The 19,212-nt window shown below is 36.5% G+C and carries 15 protein-coding genes and 1 pseudogene; 11 read left to right on the top strand and 5 right to left on the bottom strand.

The window, feature by feature from the left end; all coding sequences use genetic code 11:
• A pseudogene (locus A2U94_RS21325) lies at nucleotides 1-126 on the top strand (transposase); the annotation flags it as partial.
• Between the two features lie 153 nt (nucleotides 127-279).
• Here the strand turns inward: A2U94_RS21325 and A2U94_RS17480 are convergent.
• Nucleotides 280-1,650 (bottom strand): MATE family efflux transporter, encoded by a 1,371-nt coding sequence (locus A2U94_RS17480; protein ID WP_025909169.1) that lies wholly within the window; start codon nucleotides 1,648-1,650, stop codon nucleotides 280-282.
• A 114-nt stretch (nucleotides 1,651-1,764) separates the two neighbouring features.
• Here A2U94_RS17480 and A2U94_RS17475 point away from each other — a divergent pair, with 114 nt between their 5' ends.
• From A2U94_RS17475 to A2U94_RS17455, 4 genes are all read left to right on the top strand, one after another.
• Complete coding sequence (locus A2U94_RS17475) at nucleotides 1,765-2,523, top strand: SDR family NAD(P)-dependent oxidoreductase (RefSeq protein WP_025909168.1); 759 nt, start codon at nucleotides 1,765-1,767, stop codon at nucleotides 2,521-2,523.
• Nucleotides 2,524-3,358: 835 nt separating this feature from the next.
• Nucleotides 3,359-5,290 (top strand): lipoteichoic acid synthase, encoded by a 1,932-nt coding sequence (gene ltaS, locus A2U94_RS17465; protein ID WP_035320382.1) that lies wholly within the window; start codon nucleotides 3,359-3,361, stop codon nucleotides 5,288-5,290.
• Between the two features lie 189 nt (nucleotides 5,291-5,479).
• Nucleotides 5,480-6,118, top strand: a complete 639-nt coding sequence (locus A2U94_RS17460; RefSeq protein ID WP_025909166.1) for a 5-bromo-4-chloroindolyl phosphate hydrolysis family protein — start codon at nucleotides 5,480-5,482, stop codon at nucleotides 6,116-6,118.
• Nucleotides 6,119-6,131: 13 nt separating this feature from the next.
• The gene (locus A2U94_RS17455; protein ID WP_025909165.1) at nucleotides 6,132-7,277 is read left to right on the top strand and encodes a toxic anion resistance protein; all 1,146 of its coding nucleotides are present in this window, start codon (nucleotides 6,132-6,134) and stop codon (nucleotides 7,275-7,277) included.
• 40 nt (nucleotides 7,278-7,317) lie between these two features.
• Here A2U94_RS17455 and A2U94_RS17450 read toward each other — a convergent pair whose 3' ends face one another.
• Both A2U94_RS17450 and A2U94_RS17445 read right to left on the bottom strand, forming a co-directional pair.
• A complete protein-coding gene (locus A2U94_RS17450) occupies nucleotides 7,318-7,956 on the bottom strand; it encodes a DUF8580 domain-containing lipoprotein (protein WP_025909164.1) in 639 nt (212 codons plus the stop codon).
• Between the two features lies 1 nt (nucleotide 7,957).
• On the bottom strand, nucleotides 7,958-8,476 hold the full coding sequence (locus tag A2U94_RS17445) for a hypothetical protein (protein ID WP_025909163.1): 519 nt from the start codon (nucleotides 8,474-8,476) through the stop codon (nucleotides 7,958-7,960).
• Nucleotides 8,477-8,804: 328 nt separating this feature from the next.
• Here A2U94_RS17445 and A2U94_RS17440 point away from each other — a divergent pair, with 328 nt between their 5' ends.
• Nucleotides 8,805-9,581, top strand: a complete 777-nt coding sequence (locus A2U94_RS17440) for a polysaccharide deacetylase family protein (protein ID WP_025909162.1) — start codon at nucleotides 8,805-8,807, stop codon at nucleotides 9,579-9,581.
• A gap of 17 nt (nucleotides 9,582-9,598) precedes the next feature.
• Here the strand turns inward: A2U94_RS17440 and A2U94_RS17435 are convergent, their stop codons facing one another.
• Nucleotides 9,599-11,074: a potassium/proton antiporter gene (locus tag A2U94_RS17435; RefSeq protein ID WP_062954737.1), complete on the bottom strand. Its 1,476-nt coding sequence runs from the start codon at nucleotides 11,072-11,074 to the stop codon at nucleotides 9,599-9,601.
• 235 nt (nucleotides 11,075-11,309) lie between these two features.
• The gene (locus A2U94_RS17430) at nucleotides 11,310-12,707 is read right to left on the bottom strand and encodes a M28 family peptidase (RefSeq protein WP_062687178.1); all 1,398 of its coding nucleotides are present in this window, start codon (nucleotides 12,705-12,707) and stop codon (nucleotides 11,310-11,312) included.
• A gap of 248 nt (nucleotides 12,708-12,955) precedes the next feature.
• Here A2U94_RS17430 and A2U94_RS17425 point away from each other — a divergent pair, with 248 nt between their 5' ends.
• From A2U94_RS17425 to A2U94_RS17405, 5 genes are all read left to right on the top strand, one after another.
• Complete coding sequence (locus A2U94_RS17425) at nucleotides 12,956-13,324, top strand: hypothetical protein (protein WP_025909159.1); 369 nt, start codon at nucleotides 12,956-12,958, stop codon at nucleotides 13,322-13,324.
• A 195-nt stretch (nucleotides 13,325-13,519) separates the two neighbouring features.
• Nucleotides 13,520-14,914, top strand: coding sequence for an L-cystine transporter (locus A2U94_RS17420; RefSeq protein ID WP_025909158.1), 1,395 nt, complete (start codon nucleotides 13,520-13,522; stop codon nucleotides 14,912-14,914).
• A 306-nt stretch (nucleotides 14,915-15,220) separates the two neighbouring features.
• The gene (locus tag A2U94_RS17415) at nucleotides 15,221-16,717 is read left to right on the top strand and encodes an aldehyde dehydrogenase family protein (RefSeq protein ID WP_062954736.1); all 1,497 of its coding nucleotides are present in this window, start codon (nucleotides 15,221-15,223) and stop codon (nucleotides 16,715-16,717) included.
• A gap of 147 nt (nucleotides 16,718-16,864) precedes the next feature.
• Complete coding sequence (locus tag A2U94_RS17410) at nucleotides 16,865-18,115, top strand: cytochrome P450 (protein WP_025909156.1); 1,251 nt, start codon at nucleotides 16,865-16,867, stop codon at nucleotides 18,113-18,115.
• Between the two features lie 99 nt (nucleotides 18,116-18,214).
• Nucleotides 18,215-18,880, top strand: a complete 666-nt coding sequence (locus A2U94_RS17405; RefSeq protein ID WP_062687179.1) for a hypothetical protein — start codon at nucleotides 18,215-18,217, stop codon at nucleotides 18,878-18,880.
• Nucleotides 18,881-19,212: the final 332 nt, after the last annotated feature.

Here is a 19,212-nt window from a genome sequence, read left to right as displayed (position 1 = left end):
GCAAAAGAGCTAAATGGGTATCGATATGCCCGGTATCGAGGGCTGAAGTCTGTCCAGATGCAGGCGTATCTGACGGCAGCTTGTCAAAACATGAAAAAAATCGCCCATTACCTGACCAAAACAGGTCAGGTAATGGGCGATTTTTATGGAAAACGACGATTTGTTTGTGAAATATTTACTTGTTTCACTATAAAAAATGAAAAGAGCCTCAGATTGACGAGAACCTTACAGGTTTCTCGTCAATCTGAAAAAAAGAACGTCATTGGACGTTCTTTTTTATTATGCAGTTTTCGAAGCCTGGGCTGATGAAATAAAACGCTTTTGAATCGTCTTAAGCCGATAGCTTAATCCAATTGCACCTACAGCCAAACCACTAATCAGTCCAATCCAATATCCAAAAGCTGCAAGTCCTGTATAATTTGCCAATATATATCCTAGTGGTAAACCAATTACCCAATATGAAATCAACGCCATAAAAAAGGTAATGTTCACATCTTTATATCCTCTCAGAGCCCCTTGAATCGGTGCTTGAATTGCATCCGATAATTGAAAAAAGACCGCATAAATTAAAAAATGAGTTGTTAATGCCAACACTTTGGGATCTGTTGTGTATAAAGCAGCTACTTTTTCTTTAAATAAAAATAAAAAGACTGCACCTAAAAGAGCTAAGCAAACGGCAAGTAAAATACCGATACGACTGTACATCTTTGCATCTTCAAAACGCTTAGCACCAGCTTCAAATCCTACAACAATTGTTAAGGTCATTGAAATGCTGAGCGGAATCATATACAGAAACGATGCAAAGTTTATTGCTGCTTGGTGAGAAGCAATTGTCACCGTATCATATGCGCTCATAAACAATGTAACGGCTGAGAAGATACTTGTTTCAAAAAAGATAGCAAATCCAATTGGAATGCCGATCCCAAGTATTTCTTTAAATGAAGGCCAAGCGGGTTTATAAAATGTACGAAATACCTGAAATGATTGAAAAGGATCTTTTCTGGTGATAATCCAAATTGCCACGAGCAAAATGCACCAATAAGTAATAGCCGTAGCATATCCAGCTCCAACGCCTCCAAGCTTAGGGAAACCAAATTTTCCGAAAATCAATAAGTAGTTTAACGCAACGTTAATAGGCAAGCCAAGAAGGGTAATAAACATCGATGTTCTTGTTTGACCCAGTGCATCAATAAAGTTACGTAACACGGTATAAATGAATAGAGGAAAAATACCAATTGATAACGCCACTAAGTAATCTAACGCAATCCGAGCTACGTTTGGATCTAGATTCATAGCGTTTAAAACGGGGTTTACGACAAAGAATCCAATAACAATAACAATTAAGGCCATGATAATTGAAACATATAGTCCCTGAACAACTGTAAAAGCGACATTTTTCTTTTTATCAGCCCCGATCAGCTGAGCTACAATAGGAGTTATGGACATTAAAATACCACTTAGTCCAGTAAATACAGGCATCCAAAGGCTTGAGCCAATAGCAACTCCTGCTAAATCATCTGCTCCTACACGACCCGACATCATCGTATCAAAGAAGCTCATTGAAAACATACCGAACTGCGTCATCAAAATAGGTAATAAGATAAATAAAAACTGCTTCATTTTTTCCGTTTTAGAGAATGTTTGATTCATGTTTGTACTCCTATCCGTCAAGTTCACACGAGAAAAATTATATCACGATGAGGCTTGTTTTTGCGAAAGAATAGTTAATATATTACTATTAAATAAAAACAAGGAGGCATTATAATGGATTTAAATTTAAAAGGTAAAAAGGTGCTCATAACAGGTGGAACGAAAGGGATTGGTCAAGCAATTGCTGTGCTCTTTGCAGAAGAAGGAGCAGATGTTGCGGTTGCAGCTCGAGGTGAAGATGACTTAGAGCGTTTAAGTCAGAAATTTACCAACATCCGTACATATAAAGTAGATGTGACGAAACAAGACGAGCGCATTCAATTGATTGAAAATGTCGTAAAAGATTTTCAAGGTATCGACATTTTAATTAACAATGCAGGCGGAAGCAATGGAGGGCAAGCGCTAGAAACAGATTTATCATTGTTTTATGAAGCGATGGAGCTTAATTACTTTTCTGCGGTTCATTTAAGCAAGCTTGCAGCAGAGTATATGAAAGAACGAAAAACAGGTTCCATTGTAAACATTACATCTATTTTTGGCCGAGAAAGCGGAGGTAAAGTAACGTATAATAACGCCAAGTCTGCTTTAATTAGCTTTACTAAGTCATTTGCGGATGAAATGATTTCCTATGGCATACGCGTTAACAGCATTGCGCCTGGAAGTATTCTACATGAAACGGGTAATTGGAAGAAACGGTTAGAAGAAAATCCTGAAAAAATTAATCAGTTTGTAAAAAATGAAATTCCAGCAGGTCGTTTTGGAACCGTGGAAGAAGTAGCTAACGCTGTGGTTTTTCTAGCATCTGAAAAAGCTTCGTGGATTGTTGGAGCAAGCTTAAATGTAGATGGCGGGCAGTCAAAAATGAATTTTTAATAGCAAAAAGCCTGCATTCCAGCTCTTTAATCTGAGCAGGTGTGTGGGCTTTTCATCATTATTATCCGATATGCTTTTTATTAATAGAAGGTAACTGAAAATCTTCATTAAAAATCGTATCAAATTCTTGCTTTTGATTTTTTGAGAAAAAGAAGTTATGGTGAGCAAGCTGCTCGTATTTTTTGTTGGTTTTGAAATCATTTCGTTATGGACCATCATCTTACTTTCTATATATACTTAAACGTAATTTTGTGTAAGCATATGGCGTGAAACAAAATGATTTACAACTGTTTCATTTCAATTCTATTTGGGTAAAGAAACCGGAAGTAAAACTACTCGGTTGTTTTCTTCTTCTCGATCCTCTAAGTTATAGATGATGTACCAGTCATAACAACGACATTTAGAATAGTATTTCAATGAAAGAACAAGAAGTCCTTTTTCTTAAGAAAAAAATGGAATGGCATAAGATATAGAATTCATGGTGTCCAGCGTATTGTCAGTGTGTAGGAATGGCAAACTTAACATAATGGTGATAAAAAGCTTGAGAAAAATATAAATTGAACATAAGGATAAATTTATTTTTAAGTAGATGTTTGTACAGGCTGGGCATATAAATAGAAGAAGCAATGAACTAGTTATTTTTTCATGTTTTCAATAAAATATACAGCAAGAGTGTTGACAATTTTTTTTAAAGAGTTAAAATGTGAAAGAACAGTTTAGCTCTCTTACAGTTTTTGTAAGGGAGATTTCTTTTTACGAATTTAGACTAACATCCATCCAGATTTACGTCTAAAATAAATGAGCTCAAATTTCAAATAGATATAGAGGTGGGAATATGAAACAGCTCATGACAAACGGAAAAAACATTTTTGTTAAGCAATTACCGTTGTTTTTAGTTGCAGTATTGTTATTTTGGATTAAAACTTATGCCGTTTATCAAATTGAATTTAATTTAAGTCTTGAGAATTTTATCCAAAAGTTTTTACTATTTATGAACCCACTCGGTTCAGCAATTATCTTTTTTGCTTTTGCCTTACTATTTAAAGGGAGAGGAAAGGTACGAGCATTACTAGGTATTAACTTCTTATTATCATTTATTTTGTACGCAAACGTTGTGTACTATCGATTCTTTAATGACTTCATTACAGTACCTGTTTTAACTCAATCAAATAACTTTGGTCAATTAGGTGGAAGTGCAATGGCTTTAATTCAGCCAACAGATATTCTGTATTTCATTGACTTCTTTGTTTTAATTGCACTTATAATGTGGAAGAAGTTTGATTTACCTACAACAATTAGTAAACGTACGGTAACAAGCGTATTTTTAGTTGGGGTTCTAGTTGTAAGTGCAAATATTGCCATTGCAGAAACAGATCGTCCACAGCTTTTAACACGTACGTTTGACCGTAACTATTTAGTTAAATATTTAGGTGCATATAACTATACAGTTTATGACATTATTCAAAGCTCGAAATCGTCAGCTCAACGAGCTCTAGCTGACAGCAGTGACGTAACAGAGGTTGAAAACTACGCAAAAGCAACTTACGCTGAGCCAAATGAAGAATACTTTGGTAAAGCTAAGGATATGAACGTAATTTATATCTCACTTGAATCATTACAAACATTTATGATGGGATATGAATTAAATGGTGAAGAAGTTACGCCATTTATGAACTCACTTAGAAATGATAAAAATACGCTTTATTTTGATAACGTGTTCCATCAAACAGGTCAAGGTAAAACATCCGATGCTGAGTTTATGGTAGAAAACTCAATATTCCCATTACCTCAAGGATCAGTTTTCACAACAAAGGCAAATAACACGTATCAAGCTGGATCTGCTATTTTAGGCCAAAACGGTTATACAAATGCAGTATTCCATGGTAATGGTAAGACATTCTGGAACCGTGATGAAATGTACAAGTCATTTGGTGTTGATAAATTCTTCGACTCAGCATATTACGATATGAATGAGGAAGATACGCTAAACTATGGTTTAGAAGATAAGCCATTCTTTAAAGATTCTATGCCTTATTTAAAAGAATTAAAGCAACCATTTAGCGCAAAATTTATTACGCTATCTAACCATTTCCCTTATCCATTAGATGAGGAAGATCAAACAATTGAGCCGCATACTACAGGCGATAAATCAGTTGACCAATATTTCCAAACGTCTCGCTATTTGGATGAGGCATTAAAGCAGTTCTTTGATGATTTAAAAGCTTCTGGCTTATACGATAACACGATGGTTGTTATGTATGGTGACCACTATGGTATTTCTGAAAACCATAAGCGTGCAATGTCTGAGGTTCTTGGTAAAGATGTAGGTGACTTTGAACAAGCGCAATTACAGCGAGTACCACTATTCATTCATGCTCCTGGTCTAGAGGGTGGCGTGAAGCATACGTACGGTGGTCAAGTTGATATTCGCCCAACGGTTATGCACCTATTAGGTATTGATACGAAAGACTATATTGACTTTGGTACAGACTTACTTTCAAAAGACCACCAGGAAATTGTTCCGTTTAGAAACGGTGACTTTGTAACTCCTGAGATTACAAAAGTGGACCAAAAAGTATTCAATAACGAAACTGGTGAGCAATTACCAGAAGAAGAAGCAAAAAAATATGATAAATACGACGAACTGGTAAAACAAAAGCTTGAGCTGTCCGATAAGCTTGTATATGGTGACTTATTACGTTTCCATACCCCAGAAGGCTTTAAACCAGTAGATCGTTCTCAATATGATTACAATAAGCGTGACTAAGAAAAAAGCGAAGGCAAACATGCCTTCGCTTTTTTTATGGGAACTGAAACTTATTTGCTCTTCGTTCGTATATAACGTATAAAGGTAATTTATTTTAGAACTAGGAGTTAAATGGTATAATATTCTTATCATAATAAGTGAAACGTAACGATTTTAAACATAAATAGAGACGATAAGGAGTGAGCGGACATGAAAGTGGTGACATTTTTAAAACGATTGTTTATCGTATGGACTGTTGGTACAGCTACGATTCCAATTAGTTATTTAGGGTTTGGTGTAGGGATTGGTGATAGCATTTTATTAAGCTTTGGTACGGCTGCACTAACAGCAATATTCTTCGTTTTTAAAAGCGCTAGAATTGCATATAAAGACCCTTATAGAGAAGAACTTGCTTATATCAAGCATCAGGCTCGTGAAGCACGTAAGCAATTAAAAGTTATTAGCAGTTCTCGCTTTAAGCTAAAATCAATTCACATGTGGACAGAGCTTTCTAAGCTATATAGAGTAGGGAAAAGTATCGTTGATATGGTTGAAAAAGAGCCTGCGCGCTATAAAAGTGTTCAGCCATTTTTTACGAACTATTTGCAAGCAACGGTGACGGTTATTGAACGCTACGTATTTTTATTATCTAAACCTACAAAAAGTATTGATGTAAAAGAAAGTATTCATGAGGCTGAAAATGTGATACATGAACTGTCAACACAGTATGACCAGCTTTTAAATTCTGCACTTTCTCAAGATGTGCTAAGTTTAGATGTAGAAATGAAGGTTTTAAAACAACATTTTCAAAATGAAGAAGAATATGCGCCAATAAATCGAATGAAATAAGGGTGGGGTTTATATGAAAGAAGTGGAAAAAAAACAATCGCTAGATGAACTTTTAAATGATCCGTTTGCATCACCAACTTTGGCTACTCAGCTTGACCAACCGGTAGCTAAGCAGCTTTCAACATACAATAACTTAGCCCCTGAATACCAAGAAAAAGCACAGAAAATCGCCGAGCAAATCGATTATAAAAACCAGCAGGCTATTCTTCAATATGGAGTAGCCGCACAGTCGGAGCTTTCGCAGTTCTCTCAGTCTGTTTTACAGCATGTGCAAACGAAAGATACAGGTCCTGTTGGAGATGTGATTGCTGACTTAATGTCTAAAATACGTCAGGTGAATCCAGATGATTTCACAACGAAGAAAAAAGGATTTATCAGCAGAGTATTTTCTGGTTTGTCAAAGCCAATTCAAAATTTATTAACAAAATATCAAAGTATTAACGTTGAAATTGATAAGATTGCGGATAAATTAGAGCGTTCAAAGCAAATGCTTTATCGTGATATTACAATGTTAGATAGTTTGTATGATAAAAATAAACAGTTTTATGATGCGTTAAATATTTATATCGGAGCTGCAGAGTATCGATTAGAAACGCTTAGAAATGAAGCGTTGCCGGCACTTCAGCAGGAAGCAAAAGCAAAAAATGATTACTTGATGGCTCAGGAAGTAAATGATTTAAGCCAATTCATTAATCGTTTAGAAAAGCGCGTTCATGATTTAAAGTTAAGTAGACAAATTGCTGTTCAAAGTGCACCGCAGATTCGCTTGATTCAAGAAGTAAATCAAACGCTTGTAGAAAAGATTCAAAGTTCTATTTTGACTGCAATTCCCCTTTGGAAAAATCAAATTGTAATTGCGACTACACTGCTGCGACAAAAAGCTGCAATGGAAGCTCAGAAACAAGTATCTAAAACAACAAATGATTTATTAACACGTAATTCAGAAATGTTAAAGCAAAATACAATTGAAGTAGCAAAAGAAAACGAGCGAGGAATAGTAAATATTGAAACGCTTAGACAAACACAATCAGATTTAATTACTACGCTTGAAGAAGTATTAAAAATTCAAGAAGAAGGCCGTACAAAAAGAACAGAAGCAGAAGCAGAGCTGTATCAAATGGAAGCTGACTTGAAAACAAAGCTAATGGATTTAAAATAGACTCAAAAAGCCGAACACCTTTGTGTTCGGCTTTTTGAGTCTATAAATTTTCAATCGAATTAGCCATTTCTAAAAAGGCGTTAACATTTTCTGTTTCAACCGGAGTGAAGATGGTGAGCCGCATAGCTGGACGCTTATCAGATGCCTTCACTAAATATGAAGTAGTTCGGTTCTTGTCGTTGCTGGCTGAATGTACACTGTGGAATGAAAAAGTCTCATTATAAGACGTGACAGAGCTTTTTTGAACGTCAGTTGATACAGCTTCTAATCCTTTTAGAGCTTCTTGTTCTACCTTGTCCCAATCTACGTTATCAGGAAGAACTTCAATACGCATCCACAGCTTATCGTTAGCGTCGTAGTAAATAACATCTTTTCGTGGTTCTTCTTCTGTAAACGTATACCCTTCTAAGACATATAAAGAATATTTTTGGTTTTCACTAGTTTTTAAAAACCCCATTTTTTCTTCTTGCATACCTTCGTTTTCATACGCCATCATCTGTTCAAGAAGACGAATGGTTTGTTCATCAGATGAAGTGTCTGAGGATTCTTTTGATGTTTTTTCTTTTGGAGCTTGATCACTTGTACTATGAGAAGAATTATGGGACTTAGAGTTTTCTTGTGTTGTTCCACAAGCCGTCAGCATAATTGCTGTAAACAGAACTAACAAATATTTTTGCACACTATCTCTCCTTTAATTGAATGCTATTAATCATAGTAAACAATTCTTGTTCATCAGGTGAATGTTTTTTTATATTAGTTATAATAACTAGTATTTGTGCTTTGCTAGGAGCCTTTACGATATATAAGGCCGCTTTTTCTTGATCAGTGTAGGCTTCAAAAGCAGTAATGAGTGGCTTCTTAATATGGTGCTGATCGGCAATCATTTTAGCTTTTCCGAATTGTTCTTCAAAAGTAGATGTAGCCGTATTAACCGACGTAAGTTTATTTGCTGTATCGACTTCTAAGACTTGAATTCTCATCCAAGTATGAGGTGAATGCGTAGAGAAAATAATGTCTTTTCCTTCTTCTTCTTTTTGTAATTCATAGTCAGGTAATACATTTATTGAAAAGCCTTGATGACTGGACGTACCTTTTCTAGCGTTTTCTTGCTCACTTGCTAAAGGCAATATGTTCGTTTTTGTTTGAAGCGCACTAAGTGTAAAGATAAACAGAGCTACTATTACTATTCGATAGATCATATACAGTCTCCTTTATCTATAGTGAAATTGTCAAAATCAACCCTTCAATGAGTATAGTGTTCAATTTCTTACATTTTTCCCCATTCCATTAAAAGTAAACGCAATACGGTTGTTTTTATCGATTTGTTTTCATTTATTTGGGAGAACCTAAAAGAACATTCTAAAAAGAAAGAGAGTGGATGTCGAGTGAATCAAAAGTCGAAACAAGAGGAGTTGTCAAAGCATTCGTATGTATGCAGTGAATCATTTTTTGAGAATGACTTACGAGCCATTGTCATATCACAACTAGAGCAAGATCAAATAGAGAAACAAGAAAGAAGGTAAGCGTATGAAAAAAGGTTGTTTGCTTCTTTGCGCACTTCTCTTTTTCACAGGTGCATCGAACGGACAAGCAGCAAAGAAAAGCCGCTTTTACTATGAGAAAAAAGGTGATATTGTTTGGGAAATTCCAACAAGTGAAGAAAAGATTATTGCATTAACGTTTGATGATGGACCTGATCCAACGTATACGCCACTCATTCTAGATTTATTAAAAGAATACAATGCAAAAGCTACATTCTTTGTTTTAGGTGACCGAGTTACTCAATATCCTACAATTGCTAAAAGAGAGGTTAAAGAAGGGCATGAACTTGGAAATCATACGTATAGTCACTTAGAAGTTCGTGGTAAAGATACTGTAAAAATAGAAGGTGAGATTGAAAAGGCTGATGACAAAATTCAGCAGATAACGGGTATTAAACCCTATCTTTTTAGGCCACCAACTGGTTACTATGATGATAAAGTGGTGAAAGCAGCTAAAAATCAGCAGTATACTGTTGTATTATGGTCATGGCATCAAGACACATTTGATTGGAGAAACCCTGGTGTAGACAAAATTGTTCATCAAGTTCTGAAAAATGCAAGCTCTGGCAACATCGTTTTGTTTCACGATACAGGGGGGGATCGCACGCAAACGGTTCAAGCACTGAAACAAATACTGCCTGAGCTAAAGGAAAAAGGATATCGTTTTGTCACAATTTCAGAGCTTTTGAAGCATCATCCAAACTACGAATCGCTTTATTTAATGCAAAAGGAAAACAAAAACAAAGGCACTCCTTTAAAATAGGAGATGCCTTTGCTTTTTTAAGGGGTAGATACATCCTCTTCGAGAGAGGTTTTTTTCTTTTGGAAATATTCCGTAACGCGCTCGCGTTTCTTTTTAGAAACAAGAACGTACAGAGTATCGCCAGAAAAGATTTTAGTATTTCCGCGAGGTGTAATTAGCTTTTCTTCACGGATAACAGCCGTAATTAAAACATCTTCTGGCAAGGGAAGTTCTTCAAGTGATTTTCCAGAGATTGCGGCATCTGGAACCAGCTTTAGCTCAATCATTTCATTATTGGTTTTGCCCATCGAAACAAGTTCTAAACTGTGTGGAACCACTTCTTTTTCACCATCTGAGAAATTCAAGTAATTGGCTAACGGAGAAATGGTTGCTCCTTGTAATAACGCAGAAATAAGAACAACGAAGAATACCACGTTAAAGATAAGTGTGCTATTTTCAAGGCCAGCCATCATTGGATATGTAGCTAGAACAATTGGAACGGCTCCTTTTAGTCCTCCCCACGAAATGAATAGCTGCTCTTTCATTGTATATTTAGTGAAAAGCATGCTGATGAAAACACCTAATGGTCGAGCAACGAGCATTAATAAAAACGACAATAAGATACCTTGCCATGTAACCTCAATAAGCTCTTTTGGAAAGACGAGTAGACCTAAAATAATAAACATAAGAATTTGCATCATCCATGCAAAACCTTCATTAAAGCGTACAATTGCATGACGATATGTTAAATGGGAGTTTCCGATAATAACAGCCATTATGTAGACAGCTAGCAATCCACTTGCTCCAATAAAAGCAGTGACGCCATATGTTAAAGCTGCTAAAGCAAGAGATAATACTGGGTAAAGACCGGATGAATCTAAATTAATGCGATTGATAATCCATACGGAAGCTTTTCCGAGCACTAATCCCATTAGTAACCCCATTCCCATTTGCCAGAAAAAGTCGAGGAAAAGAGTAAAGATAGGTGATTCAGGTGCTTGGATTAGTTCAATAATTGAAACAGTTAAGAAAATCGCCATTGGGTCATTTGAACCTGACTCTGCTTCTAGAGTTGACGTGAGCTTTTGACGAATGTTTTTAGATCCTAAAACAGAAAAGACGGCTGCAGCGTCAGTAGATCCAACGATCGCTCCAAATAATAAGCCTTCTAGCCAAGTAACATCCAAAATGTACTTTGCTAATACACCGGTTACAACAGTTGTAATTAAAACTCCTAATGTAGCAAGAGAAATAGAAGGGCGAACGACGCTTTTGACGTCGGTCCACTTTGTTTGAATACCACCATCAAATAGAATGATAATGAGAGCAATTACTCCGACACCTTGTGCTAAAAGAGCGTTGTCAAAGTAGACGTAATGACTGAGTATCATACCAACAATAATAAACAGTACGAGGGAAGGTAGACCTAAACGCGAAGAGAATTTTGCTGTTAAGACTCCCGTAACTAGAAGAATGGATAAAAGGAAAATTAAATTGTCAATCGTAAAACTCAATGATTGTTCACCTCTTTTTCATAATTAAGTTGAATTTACTTTTGAATGGATAACGGATGAAAAGCTGCTAATAAACGTCAAATTCATTATATTCCTCCTTATAATAACCAAATCTACAGCAAAAAGAAGCTGTATCAATAAAAGTATACCATAATCGTCAGAATAGAAGAGATTATTATGCTTCAGTATTTTTTAATAAAAAAGAACCCGGTTGTATAACCGAGTTCTCTCATTATTATTTAAGATCTTGCTGGTAATAAAGCTCAGGTGCTTTAAATGGTTTTCCTTTTTGTGTTTTTGGTCCTGTATGATCTGGTCGAGCCCGATCATACACGGCAGTTCCCACAATTTCAGCGACATCTTGAAGTTTTTCTTTACTAATTTTGTCAATGCTATCTTCTGGTGTATGGTACCATGGTTCAGCTGGATCATGGATAAATAGTGCAGCAGGAATGCCTGCTTCTGCAAACGGAACATGATCACTGCGTCCACCCTCTGAATATGGAGTAGCCGCACCATTTAGGCGCAAGCTTGACGCCTGAGCTAATTTTGTTACAAAGTTAGCTTTTCCATCTGCTGTTTTTAATACTAAATCACCAGCATCGCGGCTCCCAACCATATCTAAGTTAAACATACCAACGATACGATCTTTCTCATCATGAGATAAACCATCCACGTACTCTTGAGAACCAATTAAGCCAAGTTCTTCAGCTCCAAACGTTACAAAGCGTAGCTCCGTATCTGTTGGTAGAGACTTTAATACGCGAGCTAATTCAATGACCATTGCTGTTCCAGATGCGTCGTCGTTTGCACCAGGCGCACCCTCAACTGAGTCATGATGAGCCCCAATTACGATGATATCATCCGTGTTGCGTTTTTTTTCAGTTGGTGATTTTGTTGCGGTTACGTTATATGAAATACGCTCACTAACTTCAGCACCTTCAATATTTACAGTAGCTGTTAGATTGCCTGCTTTTATTTTTTCAAGAAGCTGTTCACCCTCCGCTTTTGGTAAAGCTACAGCTGGTACATAACCATCATTAGCTCCACCAAGCGTCCCGTTTAACTCACCGTCAGCATTATTATAAATAATAACGGCTTTGGCTCCTTTTTCAGCTGCATTTAATACTTTTTCACCAAAGCTAATAGAGCCACGTTGAATCAGTGCAATTTTGCCTGTCAAGTCTTGATTCGTTAACTCTTCTTTTGTTCCAAGGCCAGCATCAACAACTTCAGCGCTTACATTACCGTTTATGCTATATGTGAAAGCGCTAGGTGAATAGCTTGTCCCATCAGCTGAAAGTTCAACTTTAGATGCTTCTGTATAGCCAACGAATGTAAATGGCTCGACGTTTGCTTTATAACCAAATGATTTTAATTTCTTTTGAATATACCAAGCTGCTTTATGTTCAGCTGCAGTTCCAGCTACGCGAGGCGTTTTTGCTAAATATTCAATATCATTGTAGATGTTATCTACATTAATTTTGTTGAGCACCTTTTTATCTACCGCATTGTAAGCTTGACTCGCTGAAGCCTGAGTAGCAGGAGCAGCTGCAGTATATGTACTAGATATTGAAAGGGCTAAGCTTGTTGCTAAAGCAACGGATACAATTGTCTTTTTTGTTCTTTTCATTGTGTTCCTCCTTTGGGAAATTATAGATACAACTTAAAATTTATAATATTCCCAAAAATAAAAAAAGGGTAAATATTCCTATTTAGTTTGAATGTTTTAAGGTAAAATGCTATTTTTTATGTCTGAAATTATAAAATTGAGAAGAGGTTGTAAAAGAAAAGTAATCAAACCGTTATCGAATTCTTATTGATAAAGTTTCATGGACATGATGTAATAAAAGAAATAAGTGAAGCAGGAAGGGTAAAAGAATGAGAGATGCATGTCAAAAGATTATATTGCCATATACGCCTGAGAATCTAAGAATGTTACTGTTACAAGTTTGTGATGATGAAAATATGTTTTCGCATCAAGAGCTCGCTTATTGGTGTGATAAATTTACGTTACATTATTATGAATACGATGCAGATGAAAAGCAGTGGATGAGTGATATGCAACAACCTGATGCGCGCCAAGACTTGGCAAGGTCGTATGCCATTGCAAAAGATATTGGTTGGCAGTGGTATTATTATATGTCAAGGGGGACAACGCTGTCTGATATACAGTATACAGATTTACACTACTTAGAGCTCCCAAAGCATTTATTTGTTAGATGGCTAAACGAACTGTATGAAATGTAAATACATATGCGAAACATCCCGTTACAAAGGGATGTTTTTTTGTATGCTAAAGCTTTAACGATGATAAATATAAAAATTGGCGAGCAATTAGAGTGAAAAATCGTAAAAAACACAAAAACCGAGTTGACTTATTGGAATTCTTATAATATAAATAAAGGAGACTTATATTTGGAAAGTGTTGTAGGAGGAATTATTTTGACTTTATTATTAGTTATTCTTAACATCATTATCATGCTGGCATTAATCGCTGGTTTATATATGATGCAAAAAAAATACGTTTCATTTTCAAAGCGTGTATTCACTGCTCTAGGACTTGGAATTGTATTTGGATTTGCTCTTCAATTGGTATATGGACCAACTTCAGAAGTGACAGCTCAAACATCAGATTGGTTTAGTATTGTTGGTAGCGGTTATGTGAAATTTCTTCAGATGATCGTTATGCCACTTGTGTTAGTTTCGATTGTGGCCGCATTCACTCGCTTAAAATTAACGAGTAACATTGGGAAAATCAGCGGTTTAATTATTGGGATTTTAGTTGGAACAACAGCCATTGCAGCAGCAATTGGGATTGTGACAACAACGGGATTTAACTTAGAAGCTGTTCAGATTGAACAAGGAGCAGCTGAAACCGAGCGTGGAGCAGCATTAGAGGAGAATTTGTCAGGAATGCAAGCCCAAACAATTCCACAACAAATCATTGAATTGTTGCCTGCGAATCCATTTTTAGATTTAACAGGAGCACGACCAACTTCAACAATCGCAGTGGTTATTTTTGCTGCATTTATCGGAATTGCTTATTTAGGCGTAAAGCGTAAAAAGCCAGAAGAAGCAGCTCTTTTTTCAAAGGTTATTGATATGATTTATGCAATTGTAATGCGCGTTGTTACATTAATTTTACGCTTAACGCCATATGGTGTATTAGCCATCATGACAAAGACAATCGCTACGAGCGATATTGATGCTATCGTGAAGCTTGGTAAATTTGTTATTGCGTCTTATGTAGCGTTAGGAGCAATGTTTGCTGTTCACTTACTTTTACTAACGCTTGTCGGTGTTAACCCGATTATGTATGTAAAAAAAGCATTTCCAGTTTTAACATTTGCTTTCACATCTCGTACAAGTGCAGGGGCTTTACCGCTAAATGTGAACACACAAACGAGACAGCTTGGCGTTCCAGAAGGAATTGCAAACTTCGCAGGGTCATTTGGTTTATCAATTGGTCAAAATGGATGCGCGGGTATTTATCCAGCAATGCTAGCCGTTATGATTGCACCAACAGTTGGTATTAATCCTTTATCACCATCGTTTATTGCCACACTAATTGCTATTGTAGCTATTAGCTCATTTGGAGTAGCAGGTGTTGGTGGAGGTGCAACATTCGCGGCACTTCTTGTTTTATCTGCACTAGACTTACCAGTTGCACTTGCAGGACTTCTTATTTCAGTAGAACCTCTGATCGACATGGGGCGTACAGCATTGAACGTCAGCGGAAGTATGACAGCAGGTGTTATAACAAGTAAAGTAACAAAAGAATTAGATACAACAGTTTATAATGATAAAACAATTTCGCCTGAAACGGCAGAAGCATAAAAAAGCTGGGACATAAGTATTTCGGTCAATGATTTATCCGAACTATCGTGAGTTAACTACTTTCGATAGCTCGGATATTTTTTTGTTTGGAAAACATTTTGAACGAACTTGTTCTTACAGCTTAACGATTGTAGAAACGTCATGATCGGTCTTTGAGAAGGAAACATTTAATTATGTCTCACTCTCTTTCTTTGTGAGAAGATTAAAATTTCTAAATAATATGACATATCGGTTGATTTTTTTGAAAAGGGTAGTGTAAACTAATTATTGGTAACGCTTTCTAAAATTGAAGGAGGTATGGATTTGATGCAAAATATTGGAGCAAAACAAGTTGAAGTAAGTCCAAAACTGAAGCAATTTTTACAAGGTGTAAAGAAGCTTTATATTAACGGTGAGTGGGTGGAGTCGGCATCTGGAAAGACGTTTGAAACAGTAAACCCTGCAACTGGTGAAAAGTTAGCAGATGTAGCTGAAGCAAATGCTGAAGATATTGACCGTGCTGTGTTAGCAGCTCGTGAAGCTTTTGATAAAGGACCGTGGACAAAAATGTCTGCAGCGGAAAGAAGTCGTTTGATTTATAAGCTTGCTGACCTCATGGAAGAACACAAACTTGAACTTGCTCAATTAGAAACGCTCGATAATGGGAAACCAATTCGTGAAACATCAAATGCAGATATTCCTTTAGCTATTGAACATTTTAGATACTATGCTGGTTGGACAACAAAAATTGTTGGACAAACTATTCCTGTACAAGGAGCATACTTTAACTATACGCGTCATGAACCACTAGGAGTGGTTGGGCAAATTATCCCTTGGAATTTCCCGCTGCTCATGGCAGCATGGAAGCTGGGTGCTGCGTTAGCTAGCGGTTGTACAATTGTACTAAAACCAGCAGAACAAACGCCTTTATCAGCTCTTTATCTAGCAGGTCTTGCTGAGGAAGCGGGCTTTCCTAAAGGAGCGCTAAATGTCGTTCCAGGTTTCGGTAAAACAGCAGGTGAACCACTTGTTAATCATTTGCTTGTAGATAAGATTGCCTTTACGGGATCAACTGCGGTTGGAAAGTCGATTATGAAGCAAGCGAGTGAAACTTTAAAGAAAGTTACGTTAGAGCTTGGAGGTAAATCTCCAAATATCATTTTACCTGATGCAGATTTATCAAAAGCTGTTCCAGGAGCATTGGCGGGTGTAATGTTCAACCAAGGACAAGTTTGTTGTGCGGGAAGTCGGTTATACGTACAAAAAAAATTATATGATAATGTAATAGCAGACTTAGTGGCACAGTCTAAGGTGATTAAACAGGGTAATGGATTAATAGAAGATACAACGATGGGCCCGCTTGTGTCTGCACAGCAGCAGAAGCGAGTCAAATCATATATTGATAAAGGTGTAGAAGAAGGAGCTGAAATCTTAACAGGAGGTTCGCTGCCGTTTGAAAAAGGATATTTTGTGGAACCAACAATCTTTGCTGATGTTGATCATTCCATGACAATTGCACGAGAAGAAATCTTTGGCCCTGTTGTTGCAGCGATGCCTTTTGATGATTTAGATGATTTAATTGCCAAGGCAAACGATACGACATATGGATTGGCAGCGGGCGTTTGGACGCAAGATTTGAAGAAAGCTCACTATGTAGCTCACGGTATCAAAGCCGGAACAATCTGGGTGAACTGCTACAATGTATTTGATGCAGCTAGTCCGTTTGGTGGATATAAACAGTCTGGAATTGGAAGGGAAATGGGTAGCTATGCGCTTGATAACTATACAGAAGTAAAAAGTGTATGGGTTAATATGGAATCTTAAAAACAATTTCAGAAACATTAGCATATCTATTTGTGAAAAAGAGTAGTCTTTAGTGGACTACTCTTTTTTATTATACGTTGCATAAACCATCTAGTATTTTGCGGAAGTAATTAGTAACTACTAATTCCATAGAAAGAAGTGATGCGTATGAAAGGAATACAGGGTCCGTCGACTTATCGTATGACAGGCCATTTGAAAGATTTTCAAGAAAATCCGCTTTTGTTTTTACGACATCTTAGTGAATACGGCGAGGCAACAAGCTTTCGGCTAGGTCATCGACGATGTTACTTAACAACGAATCCGCAAATGGTAAAAGATATTGTTTTCACAAATGCCAATAGTTTTGTGGATGTAGGGATTAAAAATGTTGTTCGAACACTACAGGTTCACGACTTATATGAATTTAATTTTTCAACGGGGGTGCCAAAAGTCAAGGGTTCCTTTGTGAAAAAACATTTTTCTACCTTTCGAATTGAGCATCGTACGATCGTGCAATCCCATATATCTTTATGGGAAAGTGGAGATTTAAAAGTCTTCAATGAAGAAGTGCAAGATTTGGCGCTCTGTTTATTAGCACACAGCTTTTTTGGCGTAGCCAACAAGCATGATTTGACAGGACACTTACGAAAACTGGCTGAGTTGCGGACTAAGAGACATCAACCTTCGATGATAAAGGTGCCGATCCCAAAGCTTGGAAAGCGAAATCCAATAGAGGCACACGCTATAGCGGGTGTTTTTTCATGCCTTCAATCTCTTTACAATCACAGGTCAACTTGTGAACAAAATAATGTTTACAATGTACTTGATAATGAAAGTGAAGGTGACATTCTTCAGCGATTCTTTATTACGTACGACTTAATTCGCAATGCATGTAGTTGGCTGATGTATACGTTTTGTGAGCATCAGGATATTCTACGACATATCCAGTTGCTAAAAGGTCAGGAGCAAGATGAATATATGCGTATGGTTATTTTAGAGTCGCTGAGGCTCTATCCTCCGATTTGGTTATTTGGTAAACAAGCGGTAGAAGCTGTTCAGGTGGATAACTATCTCTTTAAAAAAAATGAAACGATTTTTATTAGTCCTTATAGCCTCCATCGTAATGAAGCTTATTTCTTAGAGCCTAATGAGTTTTTACCTGAGCGTTTTTGTTTAGATTTAAATGTCGATATACCACAACACCTTTACTTACCGTTTGGCATGATTGCAGAAACCGAAGCTCAAGTGGAATATGTTATGACCATGGTAAAAGCTATTACCCTCCCGTTAGTAACATCATTTAATATAAAAAAAGTGCGGTCCATTATTCATCCAAAAGGAGAGATTTTATTGGAGATGAAAGAGCCTTTTTCTATTGTTGTGACAAAAGACAAATCACCGATAGTAACCTCGTTATAAGATGCTTTTTCATTATTGATATATGAACGTATTGACATTAAACTCATTGAAATCTATCATTAAGTGCATCTATTATGAAAGGTACAGATAGAGGAGCTTATGGATAAACTACCCAATCAATTTATTGAACTTATTGAAACATCCTTATTGCCTAACTTAATTATTAAAAGTGAAAATGAACATGACCCTGTTATAGTCGAATATGTACCTGGTGAATGGATTTTAATTGGAAAAGGCAACTATGCAGCCGTTTTTTATCACCCTTTATATGAAGGTCTAGTAGTGAAGGTATACGGTCGGTCATTTGAAGAGGTAAAAAAAGAAGCAAATGTCTATAAGAAATTAGGAAAACATCCTGCTTATTCTCAGCTTTATTATTATACAGATCACTACTTAATTCTAAAGAGGCTGCAAGGCATTACACTATATGAAGCTGTTCAAAAGCGCGTTATAATTCCGTTAACGGTTATAGATGATGTAAATGACGCATTAGCTTATGCTAAATCAAGAGGGCTCAATCCCTTTGATGTTCATGGGAAAAACGTAATGATGAAGGAAGGGCGCGGATACGTAGTTGATATTTCTGATTTCTATAAAAAAGGCATTGATAAAAAGTGGACGGATTTGGTGAAAGCTTATCACAAAATCTATGTGCCTATTATAAAAAAGTACCATCTTGCTATTTCACCATCTTTATTGAATCTAACAAGACACGTCTATCGTTTGTATCGCAAAGTGAAAAATAAATATAAAAAATATGTATGAAGGCTTTCTGCTCTTGGTTCATCACTAAAAGCAGAAAGTCTTTTTATAATGAAATTGCTATCTTATGCAGGTCTTTAAATCCTTACTGATAATGAGTAAATTCAGTTCAAAATATTTCCATCTTATAAAATAAAAAAGACAAATACGCAAACCTGGTTTAGAATGAAAGCTCTGACCCAATCATCCATCCAGAGGAGCGTTATTTGTCCAATGAATAGACTATCACATCAAGAAGAAATCTACAATGGCTTAATAAAATGGAAGCTGCCCTTTTATTTCTCAAAACCTGTCATCAACCACTTAACCCACTTTATAGATGGGATGTTGAGTGT

This window comes from Bacillus sp. VT 712 (genome assembly GCF_001614195.1).
Lineage (GTDB): Bacteria > Bacillota > Bacilli > Bacillales > Bacillaceae_H > Priestia > Priestia flexa.
The sequence above is the reverse complement of the archived record's forward strand: the minus strand, read 5'-3'. Positions and strand labels throughout refer to the sequence as shown.

What these genes read in the sequence shown, in the direction of transcription:
- A2U94_RS17480 (WP_025909169.1), bottom strand. Translation starts at nt 1,650, where the DNA reads ATGAATCAAACATTCTCTAAAACGGAAAAAATGAAGCAGTTTTTATTT.
- A2U94_RS17475 (WP_025909168.1), top strand. Translation starts at nt 1,765, where the DNA reads ATGGATTTAAATTTAAAAGGTAAAAAGGTGCTCATAACAGGTGGAACG.
- ltaS (WP_035320382.1), top strand. Translation starts at nt 3,359, where the DNA reads ATGAAACAGCTCATGACAAACGGAAAAAACATTTTTGTTAAGCAATTA.
- A2U94_RS17460 (WP_025909166.1), top strand. Translation starts at nt 5,480, where the DNA reads ATGAAAGTGGTGACATTTTTAAAACGATTGTTTATCGTATGGACTGTT.
- A2U94_RS17455 (WP_025909165.1), top strand. Translation starts at nt 6,132, where the DNA reads ATGAAAGAAGTGGAAAAAAAACAATCGCTAGATGAACTTTTAAATGAT.
- A2U94_RS17445 (WP_025909163.1), bottom strand. Translation starts at nt 8,476, where the DNA reads ATGATCTATCGAATAGTAATAGTAGCTCTGTTTATCTTTACACTTAGT.
- A2U94_RS17440 (WP_025909162.1), top strand. Translation starts at nt 8,805, where the DNA reads ATGAAAAAAGGTTGTTTGCTTCTTTGCGCACTTCTCTTTTTCACAGGT.
- A2U94_RS17430 (WP_062687178.1), bottom strand. Translation starts at nt 12,707, where the DNA reads ATGAAAAGAACAAAAAAGACAATTGTATCCGTTGCTTTAGCAACAAGC.
- A2U94_RS17425 (WP_025909159.1), top strand. Translation starts at nt 12,956, where the DNA reads ATGAGAGATGCATGTCAAAAGATTATATTGCCATATACGCCTGAGAAT.
- A2U94_RS17415 (WP_062954736.1), top strand. Translation starts at nt 15,221, where the DNA reads ATGCAAAATATTGGAGCAAAACAAGTTGAAGTAAGTCCAAAACTGAAG.
- A2U94_RS17410 (WP_025909156.1), top strand. Translation starts at nt 16,865, where the DNA reads ATGAAAGGAATACAGGGTCCGTCGACTTATCGTATGACAGGCCATTTG.
- A2U94_RS17405 (WP_062687179.1), top strand. Translation starts at nt 18,215, where the DNA reads ATGGATAAACTACCCAATCAATTTATTGAACTTATTGAAACATCCTTA.